The 19,013-nt window shown below is 43.9% G+C and carries 16 protein-coding genes and 2 pseudogenes; 4 read left to right on the top strand and 14 right to left on the bottom strand.

Going from position 1 to position 19,013, the window contains the following annotated elements; genetic code table 11:
* Positions 1–172: 172 nt before the first annotated feature.
* A complete protein-coding gene (gene argS / locus G5T77_RS14155; protein ID WP_166137525.1) occupies positions 173–1,963 on the top strand; it encodes an arginine--tRNA ligase in 1,791 nt (596 codons plus the stop codon).
* A gap of 313 nt (positions 1,964–2,276) precedes the next feature.
* The gene (locus G5T77_RS14150) at positions 2,277–2,891 is read left to right on the top strand and encodes an SPOR domain-containing protein (RefSeq protein ID WP_159124212.1); all 615 of its coding nucleotides are present in this window, start codon (positions 2,277–2,279) and stop codon (positions 2,889–2,891) included.
* 300 nt (positions 2,892–3,191) lie between these two features.
* Here G5T77_RS14150 and asd read toward each other — a convergent pair whose 3' ends face one another.
* The 5 genes from asd to G5T77_RS14125 form a co-directional block, all read right to left on the bottom strand.
* Entirely contained in the window at positions 3,192–4,043 is an 852-nt protein-coding gene (gene asd, locus G5T77_RS14145; protein ID WP_166137528.1) for an archaetidylserine decarboxylase, read from the bottom strand.
* Positions 4,040–4,888, bottom strand: a complete 849-nt coding sequence (locus tag G5T77_RS14140; protein WP_166137607.1) for a sulfurtransferase — start codon at positions 4,886–4,888, stop codon at positions 4,040–4,042. The genes asd and G5T77_RS14140 overlap by 4 nt, the downstream gene beginning before the upstream one ends.
* A 178-nt stretch (positions 4,889–5,066) precedes the next feature.
* Positions 5,067–6,272 (bottom strand): nicotinate phosphoribosyltransferase, encoded by a 1,206-nt coding sequence (pncB, locus tag G5T77_RS14135; protein WP_166137531.1) that lies wholly within the window; start codon positions 6,270–6,272, stop codon positions 5,067–5,069.
* A gap of 128 nt (positions 6,273–6,400) precedes the next feature.
* Entirely contained in the window at positions 6,401–6,928 is a 528-nt protein-coding gene (locus G5T77_RS14130) for an ankyrin repeat domain-containing protein (protein ID WP_166137534.1), read from the bottom strand.
* 186 nt (positions 6,929–7,114) lie between these two features.
* A complete protein-coding gene (locus tag G5T77_RS14125; protein WP_166137610.1) occupies positions 7,115–8,629 on the bottom strand; it encodes a catalase in 1,515 nt (504 codons plus the stop codon).
* A 227-nt stretch (positions 8,630–8,856) separates the two neighbouring features.
* Here G5T77_RS14125 and dtd point away from each other — a divergent pair, with 227 nt between their 5' ends.
* Positions 8,857–9,297: a D-aminoacyl-tRNA deacylase gene (gene dtd, locus G5T77_RS14120; RefSeq protein WP_004281259.1), complete on the top strand. Its 441-nt coding sequence runs from the start codon at positions 8,857–8,859 to the stop codon at positions 9,295–9,297.
* 100 nt (positions 9,298–9,397) lie between these two features.
* On the opposite strand, the gene G5T77_RS14115 is transcribed toward dtd, so the two are convergent.
* The 3 genes from G5T77_RS14115 to serB form a co-directional block, all read right to left on the bottom strand.
* Positions 9,398–9,877 carry an SCP2 sterol-binding domain-containing protein gene (locus G5T77_RS14115; RefSeq protein WP_004281258.1) on the bottom strand — a complete coding sequence of 160 codons (480 nt, stop codon included), beginning with the start codon at positions 9,875–9,877 and terminating at the stop codon, positions 9,398–9,400.
* Positions 9,878–10,017: 140 nt separating this feature from the next.
* Positions 10,018–10,353 carry a ciprofloxacin tolerance protein AciT gene (aciT, locus tag G5T77_RS14110; RefSeq protein ID WP_034703185.1) on the bottom strand — a complete coding sequence of 112 codons (336 nt, stop codon included), beginning with the start codon at positions 10,351–10,353 and terminating at the stop codon, positions 10,018–10,020.
* Positions 10,354–10,770: 417 nt separating this feature from the next.
* Positions 10,771–11,991 carry a phosphoserine phosphatase SerB gene (serB, locus tag G5T77_RS14105; RefSeq protein ID WP_166137537.1) on the bottom strand — a complete coding sequence of 407 codons (1,221 nt, stop codon included), beginning with the start codon at positions 11,989–11,991 and terminating at the stop codon, positions 10,771–10,773.
* A gap of 77 nt (positions 11,992–12,068) precedes the next feature.
* On the opposite strand from serB, the gene G5T77_RS14100 reads away from it, so the two are divergent.
* Positions 12,069–13,322: a hypothetical protein gene (locus G5T77_RS14100; protein WP_166137543.1), complete on the top strand. Its 1,254-nt coding sequence runs from the start codon at positions 12,069–12,071 to the stop codon at positions 13,320–13,322.
* Between the two features lie 76 nt (positions 13,323–13,398).
* Here the strand turns inward: G5T77_RS14100 and G5T77_RS14095 are convergent, their stop codons facing one another.
* The 6 genes and pseudogenes from G5T77_RS14095 to G5T77_RS14070 form a co-directional block, all read right to left on the bottom strand.
* Positions 13,399–14,373, bottom strand: coding sequence for a bile acid:sodium symporter family protein (locus tag G5T77_RS14095; RefSeq protein WP_166137546.1), 975 nt, complete (start codon positions 14,371–14,373; stop codon positions 13,399–13,401).
* A gap of 107 nt (positions 14,374–14,480) precedes the next feature.
* Entirely contained in the window at positions 14,481–15,110 is a 630-nt protein-coding gene (pncA, locus tag G5T77_RS14090; RefSeq protein ID WP_159124185.1) for a bifunctional nicotinamidase/pyrazinamidase, read from the bottom strand.
* 233 nt (positions 15,111–15,343) lie between these two features.
* Positions 15,344–15,929, bottom strand: a pseudogene (locus G5T77_RS14085) (MFS transporter); the annotation flags it as partial.
* Positions 15,930–16,071: 142 nt separating this feature from the next.
* The gene (locus G5T77_RS14080; protein WP_125279454.1) at positions 16,072–17,229 is read right to left on the bottom strand and encodes an RNA-guided endonuclease TnpB family protein; all 1,158 of its coding nucleotides are present in this window, start codon (positions 17,227–17,229) and stop codon (positions 16,072–16,074) included.
* Positions 17,226–17,840 carry an IS607 family transposase gene (locus tag G5T77_RS14075; protein WP_034703196.1) on the bottom strand — a complete coding sequence of 205 codons (615 nt, stop codon included), beginning with the start codon at positions 17,838–17,840 and terminating at the stop codon, positions 17,226–17,228. Before G5T77_RS14075 ends, G5T77_RS14080 begins: the two co-directional genes overlap by 4 nt.
* Positions 17,841–17,888: 48 nt before the next feature.
* Positions 17,889–18,512: pseudogene (locus tag G5T77_RS14070) on the bottom strand (MFS transporter); the annotation flags it as partial.
* Between the last annotated feature and the right edge of the window lie 501 nt (positions 18,513–19,013).

Here is a 19,013-nt window from a genome sequence, read left to right as displayed (position 1 = left end):
CAACTTATTTATTCCCCTCTTTCTCATGTGATCCTTCATTGATGACCGACCGAGGGATAGAAACCATAGGCTGCTAATCGTATATTTTTTATTCCCCATAAATGGTTTTACCTAAAGAGTCGGAAATTTGCTATATTTGCTGTTTTTCTGCGATATCTATTTTCGACTGATTATGAATACGGCAATCCAAGCAGCTCTCGATCATGCAGTGCAAACTTTACAGGCACAAAACGTACTCCCATCTGACTGGAACAATACAAGTAATTTGACGCGTACCAAAGACCGCAGCCACGGTGACTTTGCATCAAATATTGCCATGATCGCGTCTAAAGCTGCGGGTATGAAACCGCGTGATTTAGCAGAAAAAATTCTTGCTGCCCTGCCTGAAGTGGCGGATATCAGCAAGGCAGAAATTGCAGGCCCAGGCTTTATTAACTTCTTTTTAAATGCAGACCAGCGTTTTGCTGTGCTGGATCAGATTCAGGCTCAACAGGCAACATATGGTCGTACCCAGGCCAATGCGGAAAAACGCGTTCAGGTTGAATTTGTGTCTGCGAACCCGACTTCCAGCCTGCATGTAGGTCATGGTCGTGGCGCTGCTTATGGTATGACTGTTGCAAATCTGCTTGAAGCGACAGGTGCCAAAGTTGACCGTGAATATTATGTCAACGACGCTGGCCGTCAGATGGATATTCTGGCGACTTCAACTTACTTACGTTATTTAGAATTGACGGGTCAGGAACTGGTGTTCCCGAAAAATGCCTATCAAGGTGATTACGTTAAAGAAATCGCACAAAGCATTATTGATCAAGACGGCGATATCTATGTTCGCCCTGTTGCAGACGTTTATAAAGATGTCCCTGAAGACGTACAGTATGCTGCCGAACCGGATGCTGAAGGCAATAAAGTAGTTGTTTCAGGCGATAAAGAAAAACACATTGATGGCCTGATCTTCAACTCACAAACCTTATTAAATGAAGGTTACCGCGTCTTCCATCAGGCTGCATTAAAAGCCATTCTTGATGATATTAAAGATGACCTCGGTGAATTCGGAGTGACTTTCAATCAATGGTTTAGCGAAGCAACTTTGACTGAAAAAATTGGTGAAGCGCTACAAACTCTAGATCAGCGAGGCTTCCTGTATGAAAAAGATGGCAACATCTGGTTCAAGTCAACTGAATTTGGTGATGAAAAAGACCGCGTAGTGAAACGCCGTAATGGTCAAACCACTTATTTCGCGTCTGATATTGCGTATCACCTAAACAAATTACAACGTGGCTATACCGATATCATTGATATCTGGGGTTCAGATCACCACGGTTATATCGCACGTGTAAAAGCAGCGATTGATGCTCTGGGCTATGACTCGAAAAAACTGACTGTACTTCTGGTTCAGTTTGTCAGCCTGTGGCGTGGTGGCGAGATGGTACAAATGTCCTCTCGTTCAGGCCAGTTCGTGACTTTGCGTGACCTGCGCAAAGAAGTCGGTAATGATGCAGCACGTTTCTACTATGTCATGCGTAAATCTGAACAGCACATTGACTTCGACCTTGACCTTGCCGTATCTCAAAGCAAGGACAATGCCGTGTATTACATCCAGTATGCGCATGCGCGGATCTGCCGTATGTTAGAAAAGGCAGCCTCTACAGGTGTGAACTTTGATGCAGCCACTGCACGTGGTCTGGCAGCCAAACTTGAGCTGGAAGCGGAGACTGAAATTCTGGCAAAGCTGGCAGCTTATCCAGAGATTGTCGTTCGTGCTGCAAACAGCTATGAACCGCATCAGATTGGTAACTACCTGAAAGAGCTGGCTGCGCTGTTCCATGGCTGGTACAACGACAACAAGGTTCTGGGCGATGATGCAGAATTAACTCAGGCACGTTTACTGTTATCTGTAAATGTTCGCCAGGTGCTGCGTAACGGTCTGGAACTGCTTGGTGTATCTGCGCCTGAGAGCATGTAAGCAAAACACTGTTTTGCATGCTCGCAAGGCGAGAGCTAAGCTCGAAGCGAAAATGTAAAGCACTGCTTTTACATTGACGCAAGACGGAGAGCTCTGCTCGAAGTCAGCATGCTAGTCATTGCCGTTTATCTGCTGAATAAATATTTTGTAACTTTAGCTATGTGTTTGAAGATGCAGATAAATTAAAATTCTGTGTGATTTGTGATCTAGATAATGACTTTTCTATCACGATCACATAGGATGAAGTCATAGTAGAGGCATAACTGCTGTTATGCCTTTTCTATTTGCCCCGATAAATAAGAGGAAATCCCAAGTGTTTGGAAAAACGCAGCGCGGTGTATCTGAAAGACCGAATAAGCCCAAAAAGCCACTTATTCCTACCTGGCTCGGCACACTCGTGATCATTTTAATCGTGTTAAGTTTTTTAATGGCACTCATGCTGTGGAAGCCATGGGAACCTGTTAAACCTAAAAACCAGGCTACGGCTGAGCATTCTCAAGAAGAAGATACCAATAAAGACTACCGTTTTTATGATCTGTTGCCACAGCAGCAAGTGACACCGATTCCTGAAGAGGCGGTTCCTGAAGCAAAAAATCAGGAAGCAGTGGTGATTGTAGAGGCACCAAGACCTGAAGTTGATGAATCAGAAACAGCAACTGAGCCAGGTCTGGATGCAACCGAAGCCCCAACTCCTGCTTCTGCAAGCTATATTTTACAAGTTCGTAGTTTTGATGACCCGGATCAGGCAGATGCCCGCCGTGCAGAAATCATTCTCAACGGTTTATCTGCAGATGTAGTCCGCAGTGTGGAAAATGGCAAGGTTTGGTATCGTGTCGTGTCTGGACCTTATGATTCAGCAGAATCTGCGATTATTGCACAGCAAACCTTACAGCACAGTGGTATCGATTCGATCGTTGTCAAACGATAAAGTTTAGAAAATAAAAAAGCGCCAGATGGCGCTTTTTTTTGAATCTTTTATCTCCTCCCTTTTTTAAAGGGAGGTTGGGAGGGATTTTAATTTTTTAACTCCCTCTTGCGAAGCAAGGCTTCTCACCTTTTTCAAAGGGAAAGAATCTAAGGGATATTTGTTATCATGAGATTCCCTCCTAAGCAAGCTTTGAAGCACTGCTTTGAATTGAAACGCAAGAGGAGGAAATTAGAATATTTAATCTCCCTCAATCCCCCTTTTTCAAAGGGGGAAGCAACATAACAGGAGATTAAAAGCTTTTTATAGGGTATGACCCAACGCCTCACCCATCAATACGGTTGAATTGGCTTTAAATTTCTCATCCCATTGCATCTTGTTTTCCTCAAACAGGATAACGGCGGTTGAACCTAGGTAAAAACGACCCAGTTCAGCGCCTTTTTCAAGGAATAAATTGTGCTGGTTTAGCTCGATACGACCAGATGGTTTTACCTTGCCAGTCGCCACAGTTTCAATACCAGCCACAATCATCGCACCAACTAGAACCACTGCCATACGACCAAGTTCGGTATCAAACAGACATACCATACGTTCATTACGGGCAAACAGACCTGGAATATTTTCGGCTGTGGTCTGGTTGACCGAGAACAGTTCACCCGGCACATATAAAGTTTCAGTCAGAGTCCCGGCAAATGGCATGTGAACACGATGATAGTCACGTGGTGACAGATACACCGTCGCAAACTCACCATTCTTGAATGGTTCTGCCAGTTGCGGATCAGCAATCAGGTTTTCAACCGTAAACTTCTGGCCTTTGGCCTGAAACACATCGCCATTTTCAATTTTACCCAGTTGGGAAATTGCGCCATCTGCCGGAGACACAATTGCGGTTGAATCAGCATCGACCGCACGCACTCCAGTTCTTAATCCACGGGTAAAGAAATCATTAAATGATTTGAATTTCAGGGCATTGGTTTGCTCAGCAATCGACATATCAATCCCGTATTTGGTCTTGAATGCTGCGATCACGGCTGTTTTTACAATCGGATTTTCGCTGGCTGCAATTTTTCCCACCACACGGGACAGGCGATGCTGTGGCACCACTTTTTGGGCCTGGATAAACAGTTGTTGTTTTAGACGCGATGTGATGCTCAAGATGGCACCTCTCCTGTAGCGATTGGACTATCGAGGCGGTTGCCCCATTCACTCCACGCACCATCATAGGCTCGAATCTTCCAGCCGAATAAGCGCCCCAGAATATAAGCCAGACCTGAACGGTGATGGGACTGACAATACACCACAACCGGCTGATCCAGATCAAATCCCAGTTGTTCCAGACGCTGCTGAGTACGTGGTAAAGGATGTAATTTTAAATGATTTTGCCGGTTAAGGGCAGTACTCCACTCAAAATGACGTGCGCCCGGGATGTGACCACCGCGTCGCGCGGCCAGACGCAAGCCGGTATATTCATCTTCTGTACGACAATCCCATACCTGAATATTTTCATTTTCAATGAGTTGTTTTAGTTCATTATAATCGATCTGAAACTCAGCCTTTCTTTCAAGATTGACTGGAACCAGATGATCGACAGGTATAAAGGTTTCCTGATCCGATGAAGTCGGTAGTCCCGCACCCAGCCAGGCATGAATGCCGCCATTGAGTAAACTGGTATTTTCAAAGCCCAAACAATGCAGGTTCCAGAGCAGACGCCCTGCCCACGCACCGCCTTCATCATCATAAGCTACGACATGATGTTCAGGAGAAATATTCAGGTAACGAATTAAAGCTTCCAGCCCTTCTGCATCCGGTAACAGGCCCATGGCTGTTTCTTCCTGACGAACCAGCAGCTTGGGTTGCAGATGTAAGGCATGTGGAATATGCAATTGTTCATAAACCGACGCCCGGCTTAAATCAACAATTCGAAGTTTTTCATTTCCCAAATGTGGAACCAAATCTTCTGCTTCAATCAGCAGACCAAAGTCAAAGGCGGAAGCTGTCATCTTAGTAGTTGTCATTGCGGTCAAATCCTTTTGATCTTAGCACAGCTCATTTTTTCAATTATGTTGTTTTTATCTAGATCCTTAGCATAATTTTAGCTAAAGCTGATTTAAGAAAGACCATCATCCAAGAAAAAACCGCCTCATGATTGAAGCGGTTTTTTGAATCAAGCAGAGATTTTTAGACAGGTTCTGAGATATTGAACACCTGACGCAAATATGCCAGGAAAGTATCATTATCCGTCATGGTTTTTCCTGGGCTATCGGAGATTTTCGCTACCGACTGACGGTTGCATTCCACCAGTTTCAATACGATATTTAGCGGCGTCTGCCCCATGTCATTGGTCAGATTGGTGCCGATCCCGAAGCTGACCTGAAAGCGATCTTTAAAGTATTGATGCAATTTCCAGGCTTTTTCCAGATTCAGGCCATCACTAAAAGTCAGCATTTTGGTTTTGCTGTCAATTTTCAGCTTTTTATAATGCTCATAAGCTTTGTCACCCCATTCATAGGGATCACCACTGTCATGGCGCAAACCATCAAACAGTTTGGCAAAGTACAGGTCAAAGTCACGCAGGAAAGCATCCATACCGACTACATCGGTCAAGGCAATTCCAAGGTCACCACGGTATTCCTGTACCCAGGTTTCCAGGGCGGCTTTCTGGAAATTACGCAGACGCACATCTAACGCCTGAAAGGCTTGCAGAAATTCATGCGCCATCGTCCCGATCGGGGTAATGCCCAACTCTTTGGCTAAGTACACATTACTGGTCCCACGGAACACGTGCGGTGCAGCTTTATTAAATTCTTCGACCACATGCTTTTGCCAGTCAAAACTATAACGACGGCGGGTACCAAAGTCCGAGACCAGGAATGGTGGATCATTCGGGTTCTGCGCGGCATCATACTGTTTTAAAAGTTCAATTTTAGCTTTTAAACGGCGCTCACCTTCAGCTAGCACTTCAGATGTACGAATGCGGCTAAAATACAGTTCATTCACAATGGCCAGTACAAAGATTTCAAACATCATTGCCTGAACCATGGGGCCTTCAATAGTAATATCCAGGCGGCCTTCATTGTCGATGGTGGCCTTAATAAAACGCCGTTTGAGCTGGAATAGTTCCAGATAATCCACAAAATCGCTTTTGATAAAACGCAGGCTGCGTAAATATTGTAATTCGTCTTCTTTAAATTTGAGCTGACACAGCAAATCCAGTTGGTGATTCAAATCATCCAGAATATCCGTCAGCGGATATTCCGTATCTTCCAGGTTGCGACAACGGAAATGATAGACACTATGCGTTTGTGGAAACTTGTGTAATACCACTTGTAGCATGGTGAATTTATACAAGTCAGTATCTAACAAAGAGTGGATAATTGGAGCCATAACTAAGGGAAATATCGCTGTGCTTATCCCGCATTAAAGCATAAAAGTTTAGGCAATATTGCAGGATTTACGTACAGCTAGCTGAATTATCGACAAAAGTTCAAGAAAATAAACTGCTTCCCACACAGTTATTTGACTGCTTTCAGCCCGTTTTCCTGTTCCTTGATAATTTTTTGTAGCTGCTTTTCCTGACCGATCACCTTGGCAAATTCAGCTGTGGTTTTTTGCCCGGTTTTCTTGGCTTGGCCATCACAGTCGACCTGACGCAGCTGTTTGGCAATGGCAAATTCCATTTTAAACAAGGCACCCATCAAGGCTGTATTGCCACGGTTGTCCCGGGCGCAGCGGTCTGCCCCTTTGGCCAGTAAGGTGGTCACAATATCCTGATGGCCATAATAGGTTGCCATCATCAACGAGGTATAACCATCTTGATTGCGTACATCGACTGGAAAGCCGTGCTTTAAAAATTCATTGATCACTTCGCTATTGCCGATTTTAGCAGCAGCAAAAAACAGATCGATCAATTCCTGTTGTGAGGTCATCTGAACGCTTGCCGCAGTTTTTGCAGGGGAGACATTCTTCACTTCAGCAGCAGTTGCGAATGCGGAACTAAAGGCAAGAATACTGGCTAGAAATGCGTGTGGCAGAACTTTCATGATGAACTCCAATAGAAATCGAAAGGAAAATTTAAGTTTTTAAAAACTCAATTGACCTGAGATGGAATGAAAAACAGAGTGCCTGTAAAACTCCCCCTAGGGTGCAGGAAAGGTTTGGAGTATTACAGGACTTTTTGGAGGTGATGCGCTAGGCCCTAGTCACCAGTTCTTCAAGACCAATCGGGATTAGTCTTTTAATTTTGCAGCTTTGGCTTTAACGATTGAGATGTCACCATTTACAGCTTTAGTCATGCGCATACCGTAGTCAGCATCTGCCTTATAGAAGTAAGACAACATGATGTGCTTGGTTTCTGAATCTTTGACATTGCCCAGATCAGCCGCCAGGTTCATGATCAGGTCATCTTTCTCTTTGGCAGTATATGAACGATACAAGTCACCTGCTTGCTTGAAGTTTTGCTCTTTAGTAGCGATCTGCTGAACATGACCAGTCAATGGTGTTTCAACTGCACGTGCTTTTTCAGTCGCCGGTTTAGGCTCTTTACGGCTTGGCTCGTAGTTCACATCAGAGTCACGCTCAGACACATTCATATGACCTTCCTGGTTGTTGTTGTTCACATTCACCACTGGACGGTTTACTGGAATTTGCTGATGGTTGGCACCTAGACGGTACATTTGTGTATCTGAATAAGAGAAGATACGGCCTTGAAGCAAACGGTCTTCAGAGGGTTCGATACCTGGTACCAGATTACCTGGTGCAAATGCAGCCTGTTCAGTTTCATTGAAGAAGTTCTTCGGCATACGGTTCAGCGTCAATGTACCGACTTTTACTTCTGGAACCAAATTGGTTGGCCAGATTTTGGTTGGGTCTAACGGATCGAAATCAAAGCTATTCAGATCTTTAGGATCAAGCACCTGAATATACAGATCCCATTTCGGGAAATTACCTGCATAGATGTTGTTATAAAGATCATTGGTCAAGTGATTGAAATCTTTACCTTGTTGCGCAGCCGCTTCTTTGACATTTAAGCCCTTCACGCCCTGTTTAGAGCGGAAGTTGAATTTCACGTACTTGTATTCGCCTTTGTCGTTATACAGTTTGTAGGCATGTACACCAAAACCGTCCTGTTCGCGGTAGCTGGTTGGGACACCTTGCTTGCCATAAACATAAGTCAGCATGTTGGTTGCCCAAGGCTGGCTAGACAGAAAGTCAAACACACGGTTGGCATCTTGTACGTTGGTGACGGGGCTTGGTTTCATCGCGTGGATGAAGTCCGGGAATTTGATCGCATCACGGATAAAGAAGACTGGTGTCTGGTTACCGACCAAGTCCCAGTTACCTTCCTGGGTATAGAATTTGATGGCGAAACCGTGCGGGTCACGTAGGGTCTCTGGTGAACCTTTACCATGAATGACGGTAGACATGCGCACAAAAACTGGAGTTTTGGTACCGGCCTTGAATAAAGAAGCAATTGTTAAATCAGACAGATCTTTCGTCGTAACGAATTCACCATAAGCACCCGTACCACGTGCGTGTACGACACGTTCAGGAATGCGCTCACGGCCAAAACGTTGCAGTTTTTGAACCAGTTGTACATCCTGCAGCAAAGTTGGACCTTGTGGACCCGCAGTGATCGAGTTCTGGTTATCACCGACTGGTGCCCCGTTATCTTTGGTTAATGGTGCAGCTTGTGCAGCTGTCACCGTTGCAAGCATTGCAACAAGTAATGAACGCTTAAACATTTCTAAATCTCTCAATTTAATACCTTTCCTGCATGCAGCTAAGATACTTGAGAGCAAAAAATAGATAAAACAGATAATTTTTATGATTATGATCGTGTTTTTAGATAGTTTAAAATATTATCAATGCTAATCAATCAATTAAGCCCATTTTTTAGACATTAACTTAATAACAGATGAGTCTGATCTTGCTACAATGGCGGCAATTTTGAATCTGACTAAAATTGATTATGCGTGCATTATTACAACGGGTACTGGAAGCCAAAGTCGTGGTCGATGGTGAAACCACCGGAGAAATTGGCAAAGGTATTCTGGTTTTTCTAGGTTTAGGTAAAGAAGACAATCTGGAAAAAGGCAAAAAACTGATTGATAAGATATTGAAATACCGTTTCTTTGATGATGAGCAGGGCAAGATGGGCTGGAATGTCAGTCAGGCCGGTGGCGGTTTACTGCTAGTGTCCCAATTTACCTTGATGGCGCAAACTCAAAAAGGCTTACGTCCGGATTTTGGTCCCGCCATGCCGCCAAGCGATGCCAAGGTCTTGTATGAACAGCTGGTTGAATATGCGCAGAGCCAGTTCGAAAATGTACAAACCGGTATTTTTGCGGCCGATATGAAAGTGCATCTGGTCAATGATGGGCCGGTAACGTTTAATCTGGAAGTTGAATAAACCGTCATTGTTCCAAAATGAAAAAAGCCCTCTTGATGAGGGCTTTTTTATGATAATCCTTCCCTAGCCCCTCCTTTAATTAAAGCAGGGGGATTAGGAGTTATTTACCAGTTTTTTCTTTAATAAACTGACGTGCCATTTTCACTTTTTCTTTAACTGGTTTTGGCAGTTTAGGTGGAATCATTTTCGCAACCTGGTTAAACCAGACCAGCAGACCAAAATCACCTTCCATTTTAATCGTGCCACTTTGCATACCGGTCATGAATGCAGTCGGATCACCTTTGAGCAACGTTTTTACGCCCTGTTCACTGTCAGCAAATTGCAGTACAAAATCAGCTTTTTCTGCATCACCTGAAACGGTATCGATATGACCATTATTCACAACGATCTGACGTGCCATTCCTTCATCTGTTCCGATCTGGATACGGAACTGGCGTTCATGTACCAATTCAATAAATTTCGGACTGGTACGCGCTAACTGCTTCATACGTAATGCAAGACCTGCGACCAGCAAATCAAGTGGATCGGTACTGAGGTCAACCAGAGGAAGTTTGAGCACAGGAATGGAGGACAGTTTCATGGAATTATGCCTATTCTAATTGTACGAAAATTGACAAATATCCTAGCATAGATCAAAGCCAGGCAGATGCAGGACTTTGTATCATATTTCTAAACGAAAAATGCACCCGCAGGTGCATTATTTCGCTGATATTAGAGAACTTAACGGCTAGATAGCTGCTGCTGGTCATCTTCATACACTGGTGTATGTTCGATATAACGGCGTTTAGCCAAAGCACGCTCTGCACGTCGATCTTCACGCAATAACAGTAAGGTCACTACGACCATCACGGCCGTTAAAGCTGTCAGATAGCTATATGTCATCGGGAGCTCAAACAAGGCTTGAGTACCTACTCGAATCACTTCGATCAGGCCCCAGGCTAGCATTCCCGCAGCCATAAAACTTAACCAGCGACGATAAGGCGAGAAGAAAACAGCAAGCACAGCCGCGGCGACTAAACTAAAGCCTACGAGAGTTGCTAGATTCGCTGTTACCATATAAACCCCTCCATCCAAAAGGATAGTGTGTATGCTTGATATTGCAACCGTCCTACCTATTGAATTTCGTTAAATCAATAAAATGGAATGTGTCGATTTGTATCTCTATGCATGCATTATGCTGAGTTTTTTGCATAAAAAAAGTCCTGTTTTCTCCCCTTACGACATACTCTGTCGCGATATTATTTTGTCATTACATTTTTTATTTTCACAGTATTTGTGGATCAATTGCTGCGTCGATGTTGGCGTGTCATTACAAAATCATATGCCCTTTCATCGACTTAAAAAAAATATTTTCCGTTTAAGATGATCGGGGTATTTATAGACAAGCTGCGCCGTCCCTCGATAAAAGTTAAGCTAAAAATATAAAAAAACGCGACCCTAAGGCCGCGTTGGATTTCACCGAAAAGCTATGTGTTACGCGCGGCTCAGATCTTTATCATGTACACCGAGCAGGTAGAGCACACCATCCAGACCCACGCTGGAAATGGCCTGATTGGCATTCTGACGAACCAAAGGCTTGGCACGGAAAGCCACACCTAGGCCCGCAATTGAAAGCATTGGCAGGTCGTTGGCACCATCACCTACAGCAATGGTCTGTTCCAGAGAAATTCCCATATTGTCGGCAATTTCACGGAGCAATAAAGCCTTGCGTGCGCCATCCACAATATGACCTTTGACTTCGCCTGTCACCACGCCATCCTGCACATCCAGAACGTTGGCATGAACTTCATCAATTCCCAGTTTGGCTTGCAGATATTCTGCAAAATACTGGAATCCACCAGACAGAATTGCGGTACGGTAGCCCAGTGCTTTCAGGGTTGAAATCAGGCGTTCTGCACCTTCAGTCACGGTCAGACGCTCAGCAATTTTTGGCAATACCGATGCATCCATGCCTTTTAATAAAGCAACACGAGCACGGAAACTTTGCTGGAAGTCCAGCTCGCCCTGCATCGCGCGTTCAGTGATTTCAGAGACTTGGATACCGACACCAGCTTCGATCGCCAGCTCATCAATGACTTCCTGCTCGATCAGGGTCGAGTCCATGTCAAAGCAGACCAGACGACGGTTACGGCGGTAAGCATTATCTTCCTGTACTGCCACATCGACATTCAGGTTATTCGACAGGCTTAAGCAGGCTGCACGCATGGCTGCTGCATCCAGCATCTGGCCTTTCAGACCAAACTGTACACAGGCACGTTTAGGGCCAGTATTGGAACCATCCAGCTCAGGACGGCCAGAAAGACGGGTCACGGTTTCAATATTGAAGCCCTGACTCGACACGATTTTGGTCACGGCTTGCAGATGAGAGGCATTTAATTCCGGGGCCAATGCCGTTACGATATAACGCGTGCGGCCACCCTCTCTTACCCACTGTTCATATTCAGCAGCAGAGATTGGTTTAAAGCGCACTGTTAACCCGATATCATGTGCTAGAATCAGGATTTCCTTCATGGCTAATGCTGTTGCAGTTTGGTCATCAGACGATACAACAATACCTAAGGTCAGTTGATTATGAATGACCGCTTGCCCCACATCTAGAATCTGTAAGGAATGAGCGGACAAAACCTGCATTAATCGTGTAAATTGATTAGGCTGGTCGGGTCCTAAGAATGATATAAGAATGATTTCTCGCATGAATTGACTCGGGTCTGAGCTACAACTATTGTTAGAATCATAATCGAAATTGAACAGAATTGCCTTGGAAGTTTACGTTGAATGCGCCTAGACAAGGGCTATTTGCTAGCCTACTGATTGTAAGTTTTGCTCTGCATACCTTTTTACTGGTATTGGCAACGACTCACCAACTGAATGATAACCGTGCCAACCAGGGACAGCTCATGACGAGCCAACTGGTCACAGACAGCCTGGCGGAGCTTGAACCGGCGAACCGCGTTTCTCTGGCACTTCTGGCCAACCGTTATGCGACTAACCCAAGCGTTGCTTCAATTCGTATCCTGGATGCGAATGGTCAGGTTTTAGCCACTGGTGGACTGACCAAGACCCGTGATGGGGAAGTTTTTGTCCGAGATGCCCTGCAAAACGAGAAAAAAGTCGGTGTGATTGAAATCACCCTGATTGAGCCAAGTATTGGTGAAATTCTCCGGACTCAATGGCTTGCCATTCTGTTCTCTTTCATTATTCATGGTTTGCTTTGGGTCGGTTATCGTGCGGTAGCGCGTCCAAGCCGTACCGAGTATCTGGCACGTATCAATAATGAATCGCGACTGAAATTCGAGATTCAGACTTTAACTCAGGCATTAGAACAGGAAAAGCATAATGCTGCCCTCGCCATTGCCCAGGCACAGCAAGCCCTGAAAAACAAACCGAAAGAAAAAGACAGTAAACCTGTGGTCCTAGATACCGATAGCCTGAGCTTGAACATTCAGTTCTATGATCCAAAACAGTTGCTAGATAGTGTGAATAAGACGGTATCGGTTCCTTATTTCAATCTGTGCCAGATTTTCCTGAACAAAGCTACTGAACTGTGCATCCAGCACTACAAACTGAACAGCACGGATATTTGTACCGTACACAAGTTTGATGAAAAAGGTGCCAGTATCAGTATTGCGGCAGAGAAGCCAGATGCCCTCGCCTGTCTGACCATGATCAGTTCAGTATTCCAGTTGCTTTCAGAAGTCCTGTATAAGCGTTATCGCGAAGAAAAACGTTTTGTCCTGCAGACACGTAGCGCAATTTCTTCAGCCGTTGAAGAAATGCAGCTTAATTCCGTTCAGGCTGCAGAACGTCTGGTTCAGCAACTAGTCGCTAAGGAAAGTGCACTGTATGTTCCTAATGCCCTGTTGAAACAAATCGCGGACCACTTTGAGCTGGTCAGCATGCCAAATCCGACCAATGTTCTGACCCGTCATGCCTTTGTGGTCAATGGGATGGATGCGGAAAGTGCTGAACTAGCGCAAAGCTTCAGAACCGAGATTCTCAAATCGAAACAGTCTAAAGCGTCCTAAGTCACAGAAAGCAAAAAGCCCGATTGAATATCGGGCTTTTTATATGAGAGAAATAAAATCTTCAGCAATCAGGATGTTATCTATCTGCGGAAGTATCTTGTGCTGATGCAGATTCAATTGTCTTACTTTTGGCGGCCCAGTACGTCGCCAAGGCGGGTCCAGAAATGTTATGCCATAGGCTGAAAATAGCACTTGGAACCGCAGTGATGGGAGACGCGGCAAAATGGGTCGCAGCCAACGCTACCCCTAAACCAGAATTCTGCATTCCCACTTCAATCGAAACCGCGCGACAATCGATTTCTGCCAGTTTCAATATTCGGCTTGCCCAATAACCCAACAAGTAGCCCATTCCATTGTGTAAAGCCACTAGACCCAAAATCATTAACCCGGATTCCAGAATCTGGGTTTTACTGCCAGCAATAATGGCCGCCACAATTGCGACAATGGCAATCACCGAAATTACTGGCATTACTTGGATATAGCCTTCTACCTTGGTTTTTAGAAGGGCACGGACAATCAAACCTAAAATGATTGGAAACAGCACCACTTGTAGAATCGAAATCAGCATAGATAAGGCATTAATTTCAATCCATTGGCTGGCCAGCAGATAAAAAATTGCCGGAGTCAAAAGCGGTGCCAATAAAGTTGATACCGAAGTACACGCCACAGACAAGGCCGTATTGCCTTTGGCCATATAGGTAATCACATTAGATGCCGTGCCACCTGGACAGCAGCCCACCAGAATCACACCAATCGCAATTTCAGCCGGAAGCTGGAATAGCTGACAGAGCAAAAAGGCTAACCCTGGCATCACCATAAACTGAGCCACGACCCCAATCGCAACGGCCTTGGGACTTTGCAAGATACTTTTAAAATCACCTGGCGTCATGGTCATGCCCATGCCGAACATGATCAGACCCAGCATCCAGGGAATATAGGCGCGTAACCAGACAAAAAGATCCGGCAGCATCAAGGCAATGGCTGAAAACAGAATGACCCATAGAGCAAAGGTCTTTTGGACAAACTGGCTAAATTGAAGAAGTGCTGACATGGGAAAATCCAAGTGTCATGAAAAAGAAATCAAGGCATCTGTGGATGCCTCAAAGTAAACAAACCATTGCATAATGGCAAATGGCCCTAATCGCCTTAAGTCAGCGCTTAGGCAGCATTAATAATATCTTTCAGATAAATCCGTTTTACACCCTGTGCCAGCATGTCCTGCCAGGCATGTTGTAGCGAACCGTTCAGGTCTATACCTTTGGTGGCATCCGCAATGACATAGGCCTTAAAGCCGAGTTTGCAGGCATCCATCGCAGTCCAGGCCACACAAAAATCAGTCGCGATACCCACGATGAATACGGTATCAATACCGCGCTCACGTAAATAGCCGGCCAGACCGGTACTGGTTTTTTGATCAGCTTCCATAAAGGCGGAGTAACTGTCGATATTTTGATGAAAGCCTTTGCGGATAATCAGTTGAGCTTGCGGAAGGTTCAGCTCCGGATGGAATTCAGCATCCTCAGTCCCTTGTACACAATGACTCGGCCAAAGGACCTGAGAACCATAATCCAGCTGAATCGTGTCATAGGCTGCTTGAGCAGGATGATTGTCTGCAAAGGAGATATGCTCTGCCGGATGCCAATCCTGAGTCAGCACAATATTCTGAAAGTACTGCCCCAATCGGTTGATATTCGGAATAATCTGATCGGCATTGGTAACAGCCAGATTTCCACCTGGGGTAAATCCTTTTTGTACATCCACCACAATCAGCGCCGCATTTTGCATCATTTTCATCCCTTGAAATCTGAGTTTGCATCCAAGCATAGCTTAAAACTAAAGAAAATTTTTAGCCCTTTAGGTAAAAATAGAATGACTCTGCATTCTGATAAAACGCATGATGAGTTAACTGTAAAAGCTATTGCTCTCCAAAACATAGAAAGAATTTGTCTTAAGCTGAACTGATACTGGAAAATAAAAAGCCTGCATCAGTGCAGGCTTTTCGGATATTCATCTTTTTATTTTTAAACCTTGGTACGGCTGACCAGGAGTAGCATACATACCGCAGAGATTACGATACATGGAATCGCTGCCGAGATCACCCCTGCTGCACCGAAGACCTGCTGTCAGTAGCTGACCCGCAATTGCAGGGCCAAGCATGGCGCCGATACGGCCAACTGCGGAAGCAACACCTACCCCTGTACCACGTACTTCAGTTGGGTAAACGATACTACCGAAGGCATAGAGTACACCCTGACAGCCAATCACAAAGGCACCTGCCAGTGCTGCGGCCATGTACATTTGCTCAAGTGAGCTTGCACCGTTCAACGCTAATAGACCCGCCAGGATACCGCCGTACATCAATAGAATGACATACGCTTTTTTCAGGCGATCCGTCAGCATACCCAAAATCACGGTACCAATCGTTGCAGTCACCATAAAGTAGAACTCTGCAGTTGAACCATCTTTACGGGTGAAGCCCAGTTCCATGAACAATGATGGCAACCAGCTCAACATAATGTACACCACCATCAGGGTGAAGAAGTAGCTGACCCAGATGCAAAGCGTACGAAGCAAGTTGTCAGAGTTAAACAGATCCTTGAATGAACCGTTATTTAAAACCTACTCAAACCTACTTATGTGGATTTGATGTTTAATTCCTACTTCACCATCAAGAACCAAAAGCATCTGCTTTTGGAATTACCCCAACTCCATAGGCTGTCACGGTGTAACTCACCGCCTTAATCACCACTTAAGCAGCAATTAAATCCTTATCAGCGTGATTTAAAATATTAATTGCTGCATTAATATCTCGACTTTGCTTGGTGTGACAAACAGAACACTTCCACTCACGAATTGAAAGTGTAAGAGATTGATTTAATTCACCACAGCAAGAACACATTTTACTACTTGGGAAGAATCGACCAACAGACAATATAGATTTTCCATGCTGTTTAGCCTTGTAAATCAATTGTCTTTTAAACTCATAAAAACCCATATCAGATATAGCTCTTGCGAGTTTTCGATTCTTCACCATGCCTTTAACGTTTAAATCTTCAATTGCGATCACATCAAAACGTGTAACCAGATCAGTTGTGACCTGGTGAAGATTATTTTTACGAAGGCAAGCTATTTTGTAGTGCAGGCGAGAAAGCTTGGTTTTTGCTTTTTCCCGATTCTGACTACCTTTTTTCTTGCGACTAAAAGACTTGTTGAGTCTTTTTAGTTTAGCAAGCTGTCTTTTGAGTGGTGCAAGTGATGGTATAACCTCACCATTTGAAAGGGTAGCAAGACTAGATACCCCTAGATCCACACCAATAGACAACCCTGTTTTGGGTTTTAGTTTTTCAATCTGAGCCAATTCAACAGCAATCGACACAAACCACTTGCGACCTTGTTTAAAAACTTTAGCTGACAAGATTTTACCTTTGTATCGTAAAGCCTCAGTCATCCTCACCCAACCTAAATTGGGGATTTTAATAGATTTATTATCTATACTGAATTGATCATTTGATAATGAAAAGCGATCATCCTTACCTTTTTTCCTTGGCTTGGGGTATTTACTTAGACCACTAAAAAACCGATCAAAAGCATTACCTAGTTGCTTGATAGCAAGCTGTGGCGAACATTTAGTCACCTTCTTCATGAAAGGGTATTTTTCAAATTTAAAAGAATTTAGATGTTTTCTTAGTTTTGCCTCTTTAGGCTTGTTTAGTAAGTTCCGATCTACTTCAACACCATAATATTCACACTGATCTCGATATTCCTTATCAGCTTTATATTGCCGTTGCCATTCCTTTAACGCCCAATTATACGTTAAACGAGCAACACCACACGCTTGAGCGAAATAGCTTGCTTGCTTATTATTAGGCATCAACTCAATGACATGCCCTCGTATAAATCGACTCATAGTGCTTCTTTAACAGCCTGTATTAACTTTTGATTCTTCTTGCTGCGACTACCATATAATCTTGCGGAGAACACTGTAATAATTTCCAATACATCTTGAGCAAGTTCTTCTTCAAAACTCAGATTTTCACCTTGATTAATAATCACAATTTCAACATTACGTGCTTCGCATAAAGCGAATACCAATTCTGCACCAAAGCGTAATAATCGGTCTTTATGGGTAAGAACTAAGCGACCAATTTCATTATCAATAATCCCATCTAAAAGGGCTTTTAACCCCTTTTTGCGATAATTCATTCCTGAACCAAGATCGCTAATTAATTCAAATGTCCAACCTTGCTTGGCGCAATACATCTCCAAAACTTGTTTCTGCCTTTCAAGATCAGCCTTTTGGTCGTGACTCGAAACTCTTGCATAAGCAATCGTTTTTCGATTGTTTTGAATAGCGAGATCATGGATAAGTTCAGGCGTGATTTTGCTCAGATCATAACGTCTGTGATTTTTAGGTGTTCGATCTGCAACTAAAACACCTTCCTCATCCCACCTTCTTAAGGTTTGGATGGATACACCCAATGTTTTAGCTGCAACACTAATGCTAACATATCTACTCATTTGTATATAATAGTATAGAAATAAGTAGAATTCAAATAACAATTAATAACCCTGAGGAGATGCTGCACGTTCTGCGGCTGTCTTGTTTTGTGTCTTTAAGTATTCTTTACATTCAGGCAGACACAACATCATCAGTGGAATCACGATGATGGGTAATAAACCACCTAAGTAAAAAACATTTTTCCAGTTTGCACCGAATTCAGTTGCTGCGATTAAAGACAAGATTGCAGCACCCACTGGCATACCACAGTACATCAGGCCCACGGCACGTCCACGGTTTTGTGGAGCCACGGCTTCAGAAGCCAGCGTGATTAAGATTGGCATTGCACCGCCAAGACCCGCACCCGCCAGAAAACGAACTGCCAGCAAACTGTGGAAACTGTTCACCCACACGGTACATAAGGTAAATAGTGCAAAAATTGCGGTTGACCAGATTAAAACTTTCTTACGGCCAATACGGTCCGCAAATCGACCACCGACCAGTGCACCAGGCAATAAGCCCAGAATCCCTGCACTAAAAAACACACCCAATTGTGAGCTATCCAGACCAAAGTGCTCACGAATACCAGCAGCGGCAATCCCGGCAGCCTGAATATCCAGGCCTTCAATCACAGCGATCAGAAAGCAGATCCCTACCGTGATGATCGCGTGCTTATTGTCTGATTTTTCCATTGGAATATCCTTGTTCAATCAGCGTTCAAAAGAGAGGCCATCATCTATGAGCGCTCAAATAGAATTAACTACCAATAAGTTGAACAATTTGCTCGGATATACTGAAAAATCCAGAAAATTGATGACTTTAAGATGCTGTTCGATAAAGTCAAAAAAGCAATTAATGAGAAGTATTAAAATCCCAGTATTTTTGGATTTAGACTTATACATCAAACCCAGAAATTCAACAGTGAGAAAAATTCGGGGCCGATCACTAATACGAAAAAAAGATTAGTTCAGGCATTTTTGCTTTTTATTCCTCATAAATGAGGTTTATTATTCGATATATTTTAGCTCTTAATTCATCGAATATAAATATTAATACTCCCCTAAAACACCATAAAAGAATGTTTTCTAAATCTATTTAATTCACTTAAGTGACTTATTCTGTGTATTTTTTCCTGAAAAAATGAATTCATTAGCTTTCATCCTGCTGGAGGATAAAGGATGATTTGGACAGCA

The sequence above is a fragment of the Acinetobacter sp. GFQ9D191M genome, assembly GCF_011174875.1.
GTDB lineage: Bacteria > Pseudomonadota > Gammaproteobacteria > Pseudomonadales > Moraxellaceae > Acinetobacter.
The sequence above is the reverse complement of the archived record's forward strand: the minus strand, read 5'-3'. Positions and strand labels throughout refer to the sequence as shown.

Bases quoted from the DNA above. Each gene is read 5' to 3' on its own strand.
- argS (WP_166137525.1), top strand. From the start codon at position 173: ATGAATACGGCAATCCAAGCAGCTCTCGATCATGCAGTGCAAACTTTA.
- G5T77_RS14140 (WP_166137607.1), bottom strand. From the start codon at position 4,888: ATGACAGCTTCCGCCTTTGACTTTGGTCTGCTGATTGAAGCAGAAGAT.
- pncB (WP_166137531.1), bottom strand. From the start codon at position 6,272: ATGGCTCCAATTATCCACTCTTTGTTAGATACTGACTTGTATAAATTC.
- G5T77_RS14130 (WP_166137534.1), bottom strand. From the start codon at position 6,928: ATGAAAGTTCTGCCACACGCATTTCTAGCCAGTATTCTTGCCTTTAGT.
- G5T77_RS14125 (WP_166137610.1), bottom strand. From the start codon at position 8,629: ATGTTTAAGCGTTCATTACTTGTTGCAATGCTTGCAACGGTGACAGCT.
- dtd (WP_004281259.1), top strand. From the start codon at position 8,857: ATGCGTGCATTATTACAACGGGTACTGGAAGCCAAAGTCGTGGTCGAT.
- G5T77_RS14115 (WP_004281258.1), bottom strand. From the start codon at position 9,877: ATGAAACTGTCCTCCATTCCTGTGCTCAAACTTCCTCTGGTTGACCTC.
- aciT (WP_034703185.1), bottom strand. From the start codon at position 10,353: ATGGTAACAGCGAATCTAGCAACTCTCGTAGGCTTTAGTTTAGTCGCC.
- serB (WP_166137537.1), bottom strand. From the start codon at position 11,991: ATGCGAGAAATCATTCTTATATCATTCTTAGGACCCGACCAGCCTAAT.
- G5T77_RS14095 (WP_166137546.1), bottom strand. From the start codon at position 14,373: ATGTCAGCACTTCTTCAATTTAGCCAGTTTGTCCAAAAGACCTTTGCT.
- pncA (WP_159124185.1), bottom strand. From the start codon at position 15,110: ATGATGCAAAATGCGGCGCTGATTGTGGTGGATGTACAAAAAGGATTT.
- G5T77_RS14080 (WP_125279454.1), bottom strand. From the start codon at position 17,229: ATGAGTCGATTTATACGAGGGCATGTCATTGAGTTGATGCCTAATAAT.
- G5T77_RS14075 (WP_034703196.1), bottom strand. From the start codon at position 17,840: ATGAGTAGATATGTTAGCATTAGTGTTGCAGCTAAAACATTGGGTGTA.